Origin of the sequence: Curtobacterium sp. MCLR17_034, assembly GCF_003234485.1 — a bacterium.
GTDB classification, from domain to species: Bacteria; Actinomycetota; Actinomycetes; order Actinomycetales; family Microbacteriaceae; genus Curtobacterium; species Curtobacterium flaccumfaciens.
Genome location: NZ_QKTH01000007.1, coordinates 35320 through 49309 on the forward strand (window position 1 = coordinate 35320; position 13990 = coordinate 49309).

Genomic DNA, 13990 nt, shown 5'->3' on the forward strand with positions numbered 1-13990 from the left:
GCCGGTTCCGGCGCTAGTCGTACTGCGGGGGCCAGTCGAAGGGGGCCGGCAGGTGCGGGACCTCGCCGACGGTCGTGACGACGAGGACGATCTGGCGCAGGTCCGTCAGCTCGATCGAGCGCGGGTTGCCGATCCGCCGGTGCCCGTCGACCCACACCGTCAGTTCGCCGCGCAGACCACCGACGTGCTCCGGACCGAGCGAGACGCCCCACTCGTCGAAGAACTGCCCGAGCGTGAACGTCTGCTCCGTCGGGGACTCGACGTGCACGATGCCCGACGTGTCGTGCGTGTGGATCTCCGCGGCGAACTTCCGCTCGTCGGAGTGCCCGATGTTCGCCGGGACGGTCACCGGCTCGTCGCCGTCCAGGATCGTCAGGTGCGTGTGCACGTGCTCGGCCAGCCGTTCGCCCCAGACGTTCCGGAGCCCGGCGGATTCGGCGCGGGCCGTCAGGTCGGACGGCCGTGGCCAGGGCGGAGCGTCGCGGGCGGTGGCCGGTCCGGATGCGGCGCACCCGGACAGCAGCAGGAGTGCGGCCACCGCGACCGCGACGCTCCGGCGTCTCACCAGCGGTCGTGGACGCTCGCGCAGAACCACGTGTCGTACAGGTCGTGCACGGTGGCGTCCAGCCCCTCGATCGGCGGCAGGTCGCCGGCGGCGGCGTTCGAGCGCGCCTGCTCCGGGTTGCGCGCGCCGGGGATCGCCGCGGTGACGCCGTCCTGCGCGATGACCCACGCGAGCGCCGCCTGCGGGACCGAGACGGCGTCCGGCAGGGAGGCCGCGAAGGTCTGCGCGGCGCGCACGCCGTCGTCGTAGTCGACGCCGCTGAAGGTCTCGCCCTGGTCGAAGGCCTCGCCGTTGCGGTTGTAGTTGCGGTGGTCGCCCTCGGCGAACGACGTGTCGGTCGTGTACTTGCCGGAGAGCAGCCCCGAGGCCAACGGGACGCGCGCCAGGATGCCGACCCCTGCCTCCAGGGCGGCCGGCAGCACGCGGTCGAGCGGCTTGAGGCGGAACGCGTTGAGGATGATCTGGACGCTCGCGACGCCGGGCCGGGCGATCGCGGTGAGGGCTTGGTCGGCGGTCTCGACGCTGACGCCGTAGGCGGCGACCGAGCCGTCGGCGACGAGCGCGTCGAGGGCGTCGTAGACGGCGTCGTCCTCGTAGACCGGGGTCGGCGGGCAGTGCAGCTGCACGAGGTCGAGGGTGTCCTGCCCGAGGTTCTTCCGCGAGCGGTCCACCCACTCGCGGAAGTTCGCGGCGACGTAGTTCTCGGGGACCTGGTCGGCGCGACGGCCCATCTTCGTGGTGATCGTCAGCGGCACGTCGGGGTTCGCGGCACGCCACGCGCCGATGAGCTGCTCGCTCCGGCCGTCGCCGTAGACGTCGGCGGTGTCGAACAGGGTGACGCCCGACTCGACGGAGGCGTCCATGACGGCGTTCGCGTCGGCTTCGGAGACGGGACCCCAGTCACCGCCGAACTGCCAGGTGCCGAGACCGATGGGGGAGACGGAGCGGCCGGTGCGGCCGAGGGTGCGACTCTGCATGGGTCCGAGCGTAGTCAGACGTGCGCGGGCGGGGTTCAGCCGATCGTCGAGACGCCGCGGCGCAGGAGCGCTCGCGCTGCCCGCGCGCGGGGGATGACCCAGACGGCTGCCCACAGGGCCATCGCGCTCCACAGCAGGATGAGCATCGTCGTGATGAGCGTGCCGTGCTGGTCGCGCATCGACCAGGTCATCGCGATCCACAGCACGCCGAGGACGACCTTGCCCCAGCCGGCGCCCTCACGGTCGGCCTGGGCCTGCACGAGCGGGATCCACTGGTCCGCCGGCACACCCGCGGGCACCTGACCGTCGGCGATCCACTCGCGGACGACGATCGACCGTTCGTAGCCGCCCTCGGCACGCCAGGCGCGGCGCTGCAGGACGACGGCGATCGCGGCACCAGCCACGGCGGTCGGGATACCGGCCGAGACCAGGACGGTGGTGGTCGCCTCGGTCCACGAGGACAGGACCAGCATGACCAGGACGACGGCGAAGGCCGCGCCCGTCACACCGGCGCCGAGCAGGCGGAGCCGCCCGGCTTCGTCGAGGACACCGACTCCGACACCGTTCACGGGGGAGAGCGTACCTGCGGTGATCGGGGGCCGGGGGCGTTCGTCAGCCCAGTGCCAGCAACCAGCACATGCCGGCGGCGGCGAAGGCCATCGCCCAGCTCACCAGGCTGCCGATGAGGAAGTACTCGGCCTGGTACCCGGTCGTCTCGCGGCGGATCTCGGGGAACCGGACGATCCCCTTCGCGGCGATCAGTGCGGCGACTACGGGGAAGGCGCCGGCCAACGAGAACCCGGCCAAGAGCAGGCGCTCGATCGGACCGATCATGCGGCCGCCCTTGAGGGTGACCGTGCGGTCTCCGGGTTGGTCGTCGTCTTCGTCCGACGCCCTGCCGGTGCGTCGTCGGCCGAAGCGTTTCGGTCGGCCGGCTGCTGCTGCCGCCGCTGTGCGCTGGGCGTCCGGGGAGAGTTCTGCTGGCAGTGCCTGGGCGACGACCACGTTGGCCGAATCGACCAGGAACAGCGCCGATCCGATCCCGGCGACGATCGCGGCGAGCGGCACCGCGCCGACGAAGGACGGGCCGATGTCCCGGTGCCAGTCCACCACGAAGCCCGAGGGGTCGGCAGCCGGCGCCCAGAGCAGCAGCACGGCGACGGCGACCGCGAGCAGGACGGCCGGCCAGGACCCGGAGCGTCGGAGCCAGGGGAGTGCCCGATCGCGACCGCCTGGCGCGCCACCGGACCGCACCGGGATCGTCGTCGCGACCCACAGGGCTGCGAGGACGACCGTGACCAGCACCGACCAGACGGCGAGGCCGAGGCCGAGCACCGCCACGGCCGTCACGGCGGCCCAGAGCAGGACGATCACCGTGGCGGTCAGCCCGCGCCGTGGAGCCGCATCGGTCCCGGTCCGTGCGCGGACGACGTCGGCGAGCCCGACGAGGGTCAGGAGGACTCCGGCGAGCATCAGCGGCCCCCGTCCCCGAGGACACGCAGGCCCTCGACCAGGGCGGCGACGCCCGACTTCTGCACGGACTGGGACACCGCCGACGGGGTGATCCCCTCGTCCGCGGCGATCTGCGCCTGCGTGCGGCCCTGCACCAGTCCGAGTGCGATCCGGCGGGCGCGGGGTGCGAGCCGCGAGACGACGTGGTCGCGGCTGAGGAAGTAGGCGTTCACGAGTCGCTCCGTCGTTCCGTGGCGGTCGTCGGCGTCGTGGTACCAGGACCGCAGGAACGCGGTCCGGCCGTCCTCGCGCCGGTGGGTCTCGTTGATGGCGTCCCGAGCCGACCACCAGCCCGGGCCGTCCTGCAGCGGGCCGGCGCCGCCGGTGCCGATCGTCCGGACCTGCCCGCGGCCGATGCCGAGGCGGATCTGCACGGTCGGGGGGAGTGCGAGGGTCGCGGCCGTGGTCGCCAGCAGCGCGTCGGTGAGCGTGGCGTAGATGACCTGGAACTCGTCGCCGACGGTGGCGCGGAGGGGGTCGAGTGCACTGACGTCCGGGGTACTGTCGAAGGCGTGCTCGACGTTCTGCTGGGCTGCGGAGCGGTCCTCGAGCGTGCGGGAGTCGACCAGGTCGACGATCACGGCGATCACGGGCTCGGGCTGCATGGGTTAAGCGTAGAGCTTCATATCGTCGAAAGTAAGCCTGGGGCTAAACTTCATCGACTGCCGTGACGCTCTAGGATCGTCGTGAGGGCCTTTAGCTCAGCTGGTAGAGCGCCACGTTTACACCGTGGATGTCGTCGGTTCGATCCCGGCAGGGCCCACCGAGAAGACTCGGATTCAGTGCGTGGCCGGTCCTCCACCGGGACCGGCCAACGACCCGTCAGTCGCCGAGGGGCCACAGCCATTCGGCTTCGAGGTGGCCTTCGACGAGGTCCGCGAGCTTGCCGAAGTAGTTGCGCCTACGACGTCTCGCCCACGGCGGCTGTCTACTGCGGCACGAAGGTCGCAGCACGGGCGATCACCGAGGGGCTTCACCAGGAGTCACCGCGCGGGATCCGTGTCACCACCGTGTCACCACCGTGTCACCAGGAGTCACGGAGTCCGAGCTCGCCGAAACGATCACCGACGCCTCCGCCGCCGCCGCGATGGTCGTCTACCGTGCCGAGTCGATCTCCGCCGACGCGATCGCCCGCGCCGTCTCCTACGCGGTGGCCGAGCGACCCGACGTCGACGTGAACGAGATCGTCGTGCGGCCTGCGGCCCAGCGTTGAGTTGCTCCGCAGTGTCGCAGCGAGCCGCCGGGCGAGGCGTGGCGGGTGGCCGTCACCCCGGAGGGGCTACGACGCAGGTCACGAGTGCAACAGCGCTCAGGGCGATGAGGGCGATCGCTCACCGGCGTGAGGCTGTTCGACGTGTCATCGGGTCACGGTAGCGGTCCTCGGCGATCACTCCGGCGTCCGGTAGCGTCAGCGCCATGACCGAGATGCAGCGACGCAGTCTGCTGGAACGGCTGATCGGCAAGCCCCTGCCGTGGCTCGCCTGGGTGTGGGCGGTCATCGCGCTGGTCTGGCTCGTCCTGGCCGTCGTCGAACCGTCCCGGTTCCACACGCAGATGGCGGTCCTCTGGATCATCCTCGCCGCCGTGCAGATCGGCTCGGTGTCCTACGCCCGCGCGCAGGCGCGGAAGCGTGCTCGGAACGCAGGCGACGACTCGTAGCCGGCCCGACGCCGGCGCCCAGAGCACGCCCGCGCCCGGAGCGCGCCCGCGCCCGCCCAGTGCATGAGCGTGCGCAGAGCTCGGCGAGAGGCCTGTGTGCTGCGTGAGAGCATGCGGTCGTGACAGACGAACCCCTGCTCGAGATCCGGTCGGCGTCCGAGACGGACGCGGCGTCCGTCGCTGCGGTCGTCGTCCGTGCGTACGCCAACGAACAGGGTTGGGTGAGCGACGCCGAGCTGGTGACCGGGGAGCGGACGACCCCGGACCAGGTGCGTGCGATGATCCGTGCCCCGCGGTCGGTGGTGCTCGTCGCGGTCCACGACGCCACCATCGTCGCGACGTGTCACCTGCGGGCCTCCGACCGGGCGACGGCGCACCTCGGCATGCTCGCTGTGGACCCGGCGTGGCAGTCCCGAGGCATCTCCCGGCGGCTCCGGACCGCGGCGATCGCGTTCGCCGAGGAAGCCATGGCATGCGAGTCCGTCGAGCTCGAGGTGCTCAGCGTGCACGAGGGACTGCGACGCGTGTACGAGCGGAGCGGGTTCATCGCGACGGGGGAGACCCGACCGTTCCCGGCACACGTCGCTCGCGTCGCGGGGCTGCACTTCGTCGTGCTCCGGAGATCGCTCGGCGCGTCTGGACAGAACCCGGACGTGTGACCCGAGCGGCGCGCCGCCGCCGGGACCCGTAGGCTCCAGGCGGACCCACCGGTGCACGGGGCGCACGGCGGGATCCGAGGGGGAACCACATGTCCATCACATCCAGGATCACCACCGCGGGGACGGCGACCGTGATCGTCGTGCTCGCGCTCTCCGGCTGCGCCGGGACCGGCACCACCGCACCGGGGACGGAGCGGGCGGCAACGCAGTCGTCGACACCGACACAAGCGCCGACCCAGGCACCGACGGAGACGCCGACCGCGCCGGCCACCGTCGACTCGGCAACGAAGGACCTCACGTTCGAGGACGGCGACGCGCTCTCGGCGAGCACGCTGCCCGCGTTCGGGCTCCAGGTCTCGGCACTCGACGGCTGGGAGCAGACCGGCGAGGACCCGACCACCGGGTCGCGTGAGTACACGAACGCCGACGGCTCCGTGGCGACGATCACGCAGCAGCGGCTCACCGACCTCGACCCGACGATCGGGGACCGTGCCGCCACCGAGCAGCTGTTCACCGCGGCGGGGCTCCCGGCCGACCGGCTCGAGGAGCAGCTCCTGCCGACGATCACCGGCGGCACCGCGCAGTTCCTGTCGATCGCCGGGCACAACACGGACGGGTCCTGGTCGGCGACGGTCGCACGCGCCTTCGCGAAGCCGGGAGCGGCGCTCATCGTGAAGGTCCGGACGACCTCGCAGGATGCGCTCCGTCCCGACCTGCACGACATCCTGGTCAACGCGCAGGTGGTCGTCGCCTAGCGAGTCGAGCTGGTGCGTCGGGGGCGCCGCGACGGGCGCCCCCGACGGGTCCCTATGCTGAGTCCTCGTGCGCCGCTCCGTCCGTCTCCTGACCGTCATCGTGATCGTCGCCCTGTTCGCCGTCGGGGTCCTTGCGGCAGTGGTGTTCATCCAGCGTGTGCTGGCGGATCCGGCAAGCGACGTCGCGTGGGTCGGCACCGTCCGGGCGATGGGGTTCATCGTCATCGGGGTCATGCTGACACTGCTCGGACGGCGAGGGCTGCCCGCGGCCGTCGACGCGGTCAACTTGCTCGCCGACGCCGGTCCGGTGCGGCCGCTCACGGTCGTGGTGTGGGTCGTCCTCGGCGCCACCATCTACTCGATCCTGCGCGGCTGGACGGTGATCGTCCCCGTCGCGGCCGTCATCGGTGCGATCGTGGTGGCGTTGCCGTTCGTCGAACGCTTCCTGGACGCGGCGCTGGCCCGACAGGCTGCGCGAGCCGACGCCGACGCCGACGCCGACGCCGACGCCGCGACACCGGTCGCGCCGGTGGCGCCCGCCGGGACCGCCGCCGACGCGTGAGACGGCAAGCGAGACGGCACGCGGGACGGACGTGAGACGGTCACGAGACGAAACGGGAGGCCCGGTGCCAGCTGGCACCGGGCCTCCCGCTTCGTCGTCGACGCGGCCTGACCGCCCCTGCCGACCCACGCGGGTCGGCCCGCGTCAGCGCTCGGCGCGTCCGGCGAAGCGGTACCGGAACCCGGGCACACCGTCCGCGGTGACGACCACGTCGTAGTACCCCCACTCGTCGAGCGGCCAGTGCATCGTCTTGTGCCCGGAGCCGCGGACGTGCGCGGTCTCGCGGTGCTCGACGAAGTCGTTGGCCACGAGCACGAAGCGGAGCTCGCCCGTGCCGGTGTTCTCGAGCAGGAGCTGCAGCGTGCGCCGACCGCGGGGGTCCCGGACGACGGAGACGTGCGGCACGCCGCCGGTCGCCCGACCACCGACCGCGACGGTGCCGGCGAAGCGCCGGAGGAACCGGTCGGGTCCGTAGACGCTGACGTCGTAGGCGCCGGCGGTCGTCGTGGTGTCCCATGCCCAGTCGGCGGTGGCGCCCACGGGGACGGTCTTCGGGTGGGCGACGAACGGCAGCGCGGTGTTCGGGTAGACCAGGAAGTTGACGCCCTGGCGGCCGTCGTTCGCGAGGGTCACGGTGACCCGACCGGTGCTCCGGTCGACGGTCGCGTCGGCGTGCTGCCGGTAGGGCAGGCTCCGGCGGCGGACGGTGCCGGGTTCCTGGACGGGCAGGGTCTGCGCACCGATCGCCGGTTCCTCGATCGGCGGCTTCGCCTGGTCGGCGTCGGCGGCCGCCACCAGCGCACGGGTCTGCTCGATGCCGGGGACGACGTCTGGACCGGGGATGCTCGGGTCCGGCGCGCTGAAGTCGAAGCAGCTCGTCAGGTCCCCGGAGACGGTCCGTCGCCAGTCGGAGATGTTCGGCTCGCGGACGCCCGTGACGTGTTCGAGGAACTGGATCACGGACGTGTGGTCCGCCACCTGCGAGTTGACCCACCCGCCCCGGCTCCACGGGGACACCACGGTCATCGGCACGCGCGCACCCATGCCGATGGGCAGGCCGTCGACGTACTCGTCCGGGGTGCCCGGCTCGGCGAACGGGGGGACGACGTGGTCGAAGTACCCGTCGTTCTCGTCGTAGTTGACGAGCAGGACGGTCGAGGCCCAGGTGTCCGGGTTGCTGAAGAGCGCCTGCACCACGGCGTTCGTGTAGTGGGCGCCGTAGTCCGGGCTGGCGGCCGGGTGCTCGCTCCAGCCGTAGGGGGCGACGACGTACGACACGGTCGGCAGGCTGTTGGTCGCGCAGTCCTGCCCGAACTGGCTGAGCAGGTGGGTGACGTCGAGGCCCTTGCCGGAGTTCGGCTTCCACCCGTCGTGCAGCCCGGCACGCGTGGCGAGCTCCTGCTGGGCGGGGTCGGAGGACGCGAGCGCACGGTGGTACTGCTCGAACAACCAGAGCGGGTTGTCGCCGTAGTCGCCGACGTAGGGGTCGGCGGAGCTGTCGCCGACCTCGTCGTTGGCGTAGGTCTTCCAGGTGACCCCGGCCGCCTGCAGGCGTTCGGCGTAGGTGGTCCAGGCGAACACCGGTTCGTAGTCCGCCGGGTTGTCGGTCGCCGGTCCGCCCTGGGCGCCGCGGGGGTCGATGGTGCCGGACCACTGGTACAGCCGGTTCGGCGTCGTGGGCCCGTTGAGCGAGCAGTGGTAGTCGTCGCAGACCGTGAACGCTCCGGCGAGTGCGCGCTGGTAGGGGATGTCCTCGCTCGTGAAGTAGCCCATCGTCTGGGCGCTCTTCGCGTCGACCCACCGGTTCCAGGCCCCGCCGTTCCAGGCGGTGTGCCCACCGCCCCAGGAGTGGTCGAGGCCGTCGGCGTTCTGCGCGTTGAACCGGGTGGTGTCGAGCCGGAACGGCAGCATGGCGCCGCCGTCGGTCCGGGCCGCCGCCGGCTGGTGGAAGACGTCGTGTCCGGTCGGCAGCTCGAGCGCCTGCTTGTCCGAGAACCCGCGGACCCCGGGCATCGTGCCGTAGTAGTGGTCGAACGACCGGTTCTCCTGCATGAGCACGACGACGTGCTCGACATCGGCGATCGTGCCGGTGGGGACGGCACGAGCGGTCGCGGCGCTGGCGCGGTCGGCCGCGCCCGGTCCGAACGCGGACCCTGCGGCGACGCCGGCCATGATCGCTGCTGCGCCGCCGACCAGGACCGTCCGGCGGCTCAGGCCGGGGCGGACCGCTGCGGTGTACGCCGCGTCCGGGGTCAGCGGTGGTGCGGCGTCCAGGCTGACGTCGGGTGCGCCGTGTTCGGGCTTCCTCGTGCTCATCGCGGGCCTTCCAGGTCGGTGGGAGTGCGGGCGCTGCGGGGGAGGAGCGCCCGTCAGCATGACAACGAGGTGCGCTGAACCGTGCCTTGCCCGGCCGTGGCGGCGGGGTGAACGCGTCCGGTGGAGTCGGGATCGACCTGTCCAGGTGTGCCGCGGCGCAGCCCTGTCGTTCCGGTGTCGATCCCGCGAAGACTCCGACGCACCTGGACAGCTCGTGCCGCGGCGGGGGAGGATCACCGGGTGCGACCACTGTTCCGGGACATCGCCGAGGACCTCGCCGACCGGGTGCTCCGCGGTGAGTTCGACGCCACGGGTGTCCTGCCGGCCGAGCACGACCTGGCGGCCGACTACGCCGTCGCGCGCGGCACCGTGCGGAACGCGCTCGAGCTGCTCCGCGACCGGCAGGTCCTGACGGCACGTGCGGGCTCCCGCTGGCGCGTCCGCACCACGACGCTCGGCCACGACGCCGGCGCGCTCGAGTCGTTCGGTCAGCTGGCCAGGGCCAGGGGACACGAGCCCGGCGGGCGGGTCGTGGCGGTCGAGGAACGGCCGGCCACCGTGCGCGAGCGGCGCCTGTTCCGCGCCGCGCACGACGAGCCCGTCCTGCACGTCGTGCGGGTGCGCTCCCTCGACGGTGTGGACGTCATGCTCGAGCGCACCGCCTACGCGCCGTGGGTCGCCGCCGTCATCCGGACGATCCCGGGCGGGCAGACGTCGGTGTCGGCGACCCTGCAGGACCGGTTCGGCATCCGGGTCGGTTCCGCCGTCACCACCGTGGACGCGCTGCTGGCAGACGACGCCGACGCCGCGCTCCTCGGGGTCCGGCCCGGCGCGGCCCTCCTGCAGGTGCGCCGGTCCAGCACCGCCGAGGACGGCCGCCCGCTCGAGGCCGGCGACGACCGGTACGTCGCCGGGACCGTGCCGCTCCGGATCCGGACGGCGTCCGCAACGGCACCGGCACCGCGGACCGGCACCGGGCACGACGACGCGGGATGAGACGGACGGGAGGCCAGGTGCCAGCTGGCACCGGGCCTCCCGTCCGTCTCCACTTGACCCCACGACGTGGGCCGGCAGTCGGGATCAGCGTCATCGTGTGCGGTCCGCGGCGGCGGCGGCGGCGACGGCCGCCGGCCGTGACGTCCCCGAGCGCAGGCCGGCACACACGCCCGCGTGGCCGACGTACTGCGTCCGCAGTAGTCGTGGCGCTCCCGCTGCAGTACCGCTCGCGCTCCGGATCGGCGCACGCTGAGGACCACAACACCCCGACGAGAGGACTCCATGGACATCGCAGTCGACATGACGAAGTGTCAGAGCTACGCGCAGTGCTGCTTCCTGGCGCCCGGCGTCTTCCGGTTCGAGGGCGAAGAGGCGTTGGTGTACAACCCGAACCCGAGCGAGGAGGAGCGTTCTCGCGTCCTGGAGTCCGCGGCGGCGTGTCCGGTGCAGGCGATCCGTGTCGGGGGAACGCGGCTCCCGGTCCGGCATGCCGACACCGGGGCGCGCGGTGCCGCGCCGTTGACGTCGAGCGACGCGGTCGTCATCGTCGGTGCGTCGCTCGCCGGCCTTCGTGCGGCAGAGACGGTGCGCGCAGCGGGGTTCACCGGCGAGCTCACGATCGTCGGGGACGAGCCGCACCGGCCCTACGACCGCCCGCCGCTGTCGAAACAGGTCCTCACCGGTGTCGTGGACACCACCACGACGACCCTCCCGCACGCGGCCGACCTGGGCGCCGACTGGCGTCTGGGCCACGCAGCGGTCTCGCTGGACACGTCCGGCCGGGAGGTCGTCCTCGACGGTGGGGAACGCGTCCGGTACACCCGGTTGCTGATCGCCACCGGACGTCGCTCCCGGCCTTGGCCGGTCGAGTCCGAGGCTGCCCTGGACGGTGTCTTCGTGCTGCGCACCGCAGACGACGCGGCACGGATCCGCACCCGGCTGGAGGACCGGCCTCGTCGTGTGCTGGTGATCGGCGGTGGGTTCACCGGCGGCGAGATCGCATCGTCGTGCAGCACGCTCGGCATCCCCGTGACCGTCGTGGATCGCGGGCCTGCTCCGATGGTGAAGGTCTTCGGAACCGCGATCGGACGGATGCTGGCCGATGTCCACCGTGAGCGCGGTGTGGACCTCCGGACCGGCACGGGCGTGGTGGCGTTGCTCGATGACGACACCGGACGGCTCTGCGGTGCTCGACTCACCGACGGTTCCACCGTCGACGTCGACCTGGCCGTCGTCGCGGTCGGGGCCGTTCCCAACAGTGAGTGGCTCGCCGGGTCCGGTGTCGCACAGGACGCCGGCGGGGTGCTGTGCGACGTCGCGCAGCGGGCGCTCGACACCGACGGGCAACCGATGGACGACGTCTTCGTCGCTGGCGACATCGCGCGGCACCCGAACCCGTCGGCGGGCCCCGGCCCCTGGACGAGCGAGCACTGGGGCGCCGCGGTCAGCCAGGCCGACGTCGCAGCGCGGAACCTCGTGCACGACAGCAACGTGCCGCACGAGAGCACCGCGGTCTTCTGGACGATGCAGTTCGGCAACGTCCTCAAGGCCGTCGGAGAGCCATCCGTCGCGGACTCCGCGCAGGTCTCCCAGGGGTCCCTCGACGAGCGATCCGGTGTCGTCACGTTCGGCCGGGACGGACGCCTGGTGGCCGCCGTCGCCGTCAACCAGGCGAAGTGGCTGCCGTACTACCGCGCGCAGATCGCCGCTGGCGCGTCCTTCCCGCTCGAGGACCCGACCGTCGACCCGTCACGGAACCCCGGAGTGGCCGCAGCACGCTAGCGGACGGCTCCCACCACCACCGATCAGAGCCAGACGACAGGAGCAGAACACGATGACGAACAACCCGCACACCGCGTCGACGACGTGGGACACGTTGCTCGAGCAGGACAACCGGCACGACCCCAACCCCCTCTACGCGCAGCTGCGCACCCACCCGGTGCAGCAGCTGGACAACGGCGCGTTCCTCGTCACCGGGTACGACGAGGTCGTGCAGCTCATGCACGACCCGCGGATCAGCTCCGACCCCATGGCGAAGCACCGCGCCGAGGGTGGCGATCCGGGTGAACCCGCGCTGACGTCGGCGTTCGTCATGACGGACCCGCCGGTGCACGACCGCCTGCGCCGACAGACGATGCGCCACTTCGGACCGCCGCACGCCGCCGACTACATCGACGGGCTCCGACAGGACATCGATGCCATCACGAACGAACTCATCGACGGGTTCGCCGGACGCACCGAGATCGACGTCGTGGAGTCGTTCGCGTACCCGCTCCCGGTCGCGATGATCTGCGACGTGCTCGGCGTGCCCCCGGAGGACGAGCCCCGCTTCCACGCGTGGAGTTCAGCCATCATCGCGCCGCCGGAGGCCACGGACGACGCCGACGCCGCGGTCAAGCGGCGCGAAGCGGACGATGCCAGCCGTGAGCTGGCTGCGTACCTCGGCGCACTCGCCGAGTCCCGGCGCGGCACACCGCAGGGCGATCTGCTCTCCGGACTCGTCAACGACGACGGCCCCGACGGGCGGATGTCACGGACGGAAGTCCTCAACACGTCCATCATGCTGCTCGTCGGCGGGCACGAGACCACCGTCAACATGATCGCCAACGGCACCCTGACCATGCTGCGCCACCCCGACACCATCGAGCTGATCCGCGACAACCCGCACACCATCGCGCAGGTGTTCGAGGAGCTCATCCGAGTCGAACCGCCGGCGCAGGTGACCCCGAAGTACATCGCCCTCGCCGACGTCACCATCGCAGGCGTCACCATCCCCGAGGGCGCACCCGTGTGGATCGCCTGGGCTGCAGCGAACCGCGACCCCCGGCACTTCCCCGAGCCGGATCGGTTCGACCCGCACCGCGCGGGCAACGACCACCTGAGCTTCGGCGCCGGGATCCACGCGTGCTTCGGCGCCCCACTGGCCCGGTTGGAGACCCAGATCGCCCTCGCCACCCTGTTCCGGCGGCTCGTCAACCCGAGGCTGGTGCTCGACCCGCCGCCGTACCGCCGCAACGCGCTCCTCCGGGGTCCGAGTGAGCTCCGTGTCACCTTCGACGGAGTCCGACCCGCCGCCTGACCGAAGCCGTGTCGGCGTCGCGGAGCCCGGGCACTAGGGTCGCTGCATGACCACACCCGCGGGGGCGAGTTCGGGCAACGGCTAGTGGCGCGGGCAGATCGGGGCGACGGCACTGTTCGGCGTCGGCATGGTGGTGTGCAGCGTGGTGCTCTTCCGGGTGGACCCCGACGAGCCGGGGCGGGCGGTCTTGCTCGCGTTCGGGGGCCTGCTCTTCCTCACGACGCTCGGTTGGGCGGTCGACGCCGCGACCCGCTCGGACCCCAGACAGCGCGCGCTCTTCGCGTGGGCCATCGCCCAGCACGAGGCCGCGGGGCACGGCAACGACGCCCTCGCGCTGGCCGATGCCGCCCGTGCCCGCGACGGTGCACTCGACGCCGAACGGATCCGCGCGCTGCAGGCGCTCCGCCCCGACAACCCGTACCCGGGCGGCCCGCTCGACGACGACTCGGACGTCGGGACCGCCGAGACCGCAGGGGCGAACCGACTCGGGGTCGCGCTCCTTGCGCTGTTCCTCGCGTTGACCGGGTTGTACAGCAGCTGCTGGCCGTCGGTGTTCGTGCTCGGGTGGCCGTTCCAGTTCGTCGCGTCGATCCTCGCGGTTGTCGCGATCGCGCGGCCCGGTCGCGGACGCCGGCTCGGCGTCGTCGCGGCGATCGTCTCGGTGCTCGGCACCCTCGTGACGGTCGGCATGCTCGTGTGGCGCGTGGTCGAGGCGAACGGCAGCTAGCTGCCCGCGGTCGCGCGTGCGGCCCGCGACGTGGGCGGGTGACGGACTGGAGGCTCGGTGCCGGCTGGCACCGGGCCTCCAGTCCGTCACGTGGCACCCCAGGACGCGGGCCGGCGTGCGCGGGCCGGCCACCTGTTTCGGTGGGCGCGCGGCGCGGCATGTGGGAACAGACTCGCAACGTCG

15 protein-coding genes and 1 tRNA gene are annotated in these 13990 nt (G+C 72.3%); 10 read left to right on the forward strand and 6 right to left on the reverse strand.

The window, feature by feature from the left end; all coding sequences use genetic code 11:
* Nucleotides 1-13: 13 nt before the first annotated feature.
* Genes DEI98_RS09130 through DEI98_RS09150 form a run of 5 tightly spaced genes read right to left on the reverse strand, consistent with a single transcriptional unit; the run spans nucleotide 14 to nucleotide 3659 of the window.
* Entirely contained in the window at nucleotides 14-565 is a 552-nt protein-coding gene (locus DEI98_RS09130) for a hypothetical protein (RefSeq protein ID WP_111100549.1), read from the reverse strand.
* Complete coding sequence (locus DEI98_RS09135; protein WP_111100550.1) at nucleotides 562-1542, reverse strand: aldo/keto reductase; 981 nt, start codon at nucleotides 1540-1542, stop codon at nucleotides 562-564. Before DEI98_RS09135 ends, DEI98_RS09130 begins: the two co-directional genes overlap by 4 nt.
* 35 nt (nucleotides 1543-1577) lie before the next feature.
* Nucleotides 1578-2111, reverse strand: coding sequence for a hypothetical protein (locus DEI98_RS09140; RefSeq protein WP_071405333.1), 534 nt, complete (start codon nucleotides 2109-2111; stop codon nucleotides 1578-1580).
* Nucleotides 2112-2154: 43 nt separating this feature from the next.
* A complete protein-coding gene (locus DEI98_RS09145) occupies nucleotides 2155-3015 on the reverse strand; it encodes a hypothetical protein (protein ID WP_111100551.1) in 861 nt (286 codons plus the stop codon).
* Nucleotides 3015-3659: a SatD family protein gene (locus DEI98_RS09150; RefSeq protein ID WP_111100552.1), complete on the reverse strand. Its 645-nt coding sequence runs from the start codon at nucleotides 3657-3659 to the stop codon at nucleotides 3015-3017. Before DEI98_RS09150 ends, DEI98_RS09145 begins: the two co-directional genes overlap by 1 nt.
* Nucleotides 3660-3744: 85 nt before the next feature.
* Here DEI98_RS09150 and DEI98_RS09155 point away from each other — a divergent pair.
* The 6 genes from DEI98_RS09155 to DEI98_RS09180 all read left to right on the forward strand — a co-directional run bounded on the left by DEI98_RS09155 (nucleotide 3745) and on the right by DEI98_RS09180 (nucleotide 6689).
* Nucleotides 3745-3817: transfer RNA gene (locus tag DEI98_RS09155), tRNA-Val, on the forward strand.
* Between the two features lie 258 nt (nucleotides 3818-4075).
* Complete coding sequence (locus tag DEI98_RS18845) at nucleotides 4076-4267, forward strand: hypothetical protein (RefSeq protein WP_220035561.1); 192 nt, start codon at nucleotides 4076-4078, stop codon at nucleotides 4265-4267.
* 203 nt (nucleotides 4268-4470) lie between these two features.
* Nucleotides 4471-4713, forward strand: a complete 243-nt coding sequence (locus DEI98_RS09165) for a hypothetical protein (protein WP_111055364.1) — start codon at nucleotides 4471-4473, stop codon at nucleotides 4711-4713.
* Nucleotides 4714-4832: 119 nt separating this feature from the next.
* Entirely contained in the window at nucleotides 4833-5372 is a 540-nt protein-coding gene (locus DEI98_RS09170) for a GNAT family N-acetyltransferase (RefSeq protein WP_111100553.1), read from the forward strand.
* An 89-nt stretch (nucleotides 5373-5461) separates the two neighbouring features.
* A complete protein-coding gene (locus tag DEI98_RS09175) occupies nucleotides 5462-6127 on the forward strand; it encodes a hypothetical protein (protein ID WP_111046945.1) in 666 nt (221 codons plus the stop codon).
* 67 nt (nucleotides 6128-6194) lie between these two features.
* Nucleotides 6195-6689, forward strand: a complete 495-nt coding sequence (locus DEI98_RS09180) for a hypothetical protein (RefSeq protein WP_111100554.1) — start codon at nucleotides 6195-6197, stop codon at nucleotides 6687-6689.
* A gap of 144 nt (nucleotides 6690-6833) precedes the next feature.
* Here DEI98_RS09180 and DEI98_RS09185 read toward each other — a convergent pair whose 3' ends face one another.
* Nucleotides 6834-9005 carry a phosphocholine-specific phospholipase C gene (locus tag DEI98_RS09185; protein WP_111100555.1) on the reverse strand — a complete coding sequence of 724 codons (2172 nt, stop codon included), beginning with the start codon at nucleotides 9003-9005 and terminating at the stop codon, nucleotides 6834-6836.
* A gap of 240 nt (nucleotides 9006-9245) precedes the next feature.
* Here DEI98_RS09185 and DEI98_RS09190 point away from each other — a divergent pair, with 240 nt between their 5' ends.
* The 4 genes from DEI98_RS09190 (at nucleotide 9246) to DEI98_RS09205 (ending at nucleotide 13807) form a co-directional block, all read left to right on the forward strand.
* Nucleotides 9246-10001 carry a GntR family transcriptional regulator gene (locus DEI98_RS09190; protein WP_111100556.1) on the forward strand — a complete coding sequence of 252 codons (756 nt, stop codon included), beginning with the start codon at nucleotides 9246-9248 and terminating at the stop codon, nucleotides 9999-10001.
* 282 nt (nucleotides 10002-10283) lie between these two features.
* On the forward strand, nucleotides 10284-11783 hold the full coding sequence (locus DEI98_RS09195; RefSeq protein WP_111100557.1) for an FAD-dependent oxidoreductase: 1500 nt from the start codon (nucleotides 10284-10286) through the stop codon (nucleotides 11781-11783).
* Between the two features lie 52 nt (nucleotides 11784-11835).
* On the forward strand, nucleotides 11836-13080 hold the full coding sequence (locus tag DEI98_RS09200) for a cytochrome P450 (protein ID WP_111100558.1): 1245 nt from the start codon (nucleotides 11836-11838) through the stop codon (nucleotides 13078-13080).
* Between the two features lie 127 nt (nucleotides 13081-13207).
* Nucleotides 13208-13807, forward strand: coding sequence for a hypothetical protein (locus DEI98_RS09205; protein WP_111100559.1), 600 nt, complete (start codon nucleotides 13208-13210; stop codon nucleotides 13805-13807).
* Nucleotides 13808-13990: the final 183 nt, after the last annotated feature.

Excerpts from the sequence above, each read along its gene's own strand:
- DEI98_RS09135 (WP_111100550.1), bottom strand. The coding sequence starts at position 1,542 with ATGCAGAGTCGCACCCTCGGCCGCACCGGCCGCTCCGTCTCCCCCATC.
- DEI98_RS09145 (WP_111100551.1), bottom strand. The coding sequence starts at position 3,015 with ATGCTCGCCGGAGTCCTCCTGACCCTCGTCGGGCTCGCCGACGTCGTC.
- DEI98_RS09150 (WP_111100552.1), bottom strand. The coding sequence starts at position 3,659 with ATGCAGCCCGAGCCCGTGATCGCCGTGATCGTCGACCTGGTCGACTCC.
- DEI98_RS09165 (WP_111055364.1), top strand. The coding sequence starts at position 4,471 with ATGACCGAGATGCAGCGACGCAGTCTGCTGGAACGGCTGATCGGCAAG.
- DEI98_RS09175 (WP_111046945.1), top strand. The coding sequence starts at position 5,462 with ATGTCCATCACATCCAGGATCACCACCGCGGGGACGGCGACCGTGATC.
- DEI98_RS09185 (WP_111100555.1), bottom strand. The coding sequence starts at position 9,005 with ATGAGCACGAGGAAGCCCGAACACGGCGCACCCGACGTCAGCCTGGAC.
- DEI98_RS09195 (WP_111100557.1), top strand. The coding sequence starts at position 10,284 with ATGGACATCGCAGTCGACATGACGAAGTGTCAGAGCTACGCGCAGTGC.
- DEI98_RS09200 (WP_111100558.1), top strand. The coding sequence starts at position 11,836 with ATGACGAACAACCCGCACACCGCGTCGACGACGTGGGACACGTTGCTC.
- DEI98_RS09205 (WP_111100559.1), top strand. The coding sequence starts at position 13,208 with ATGGTGGTGTGCAGCGTGGTGCTCTTCCGGGTGGACCCCGACGAGCCG.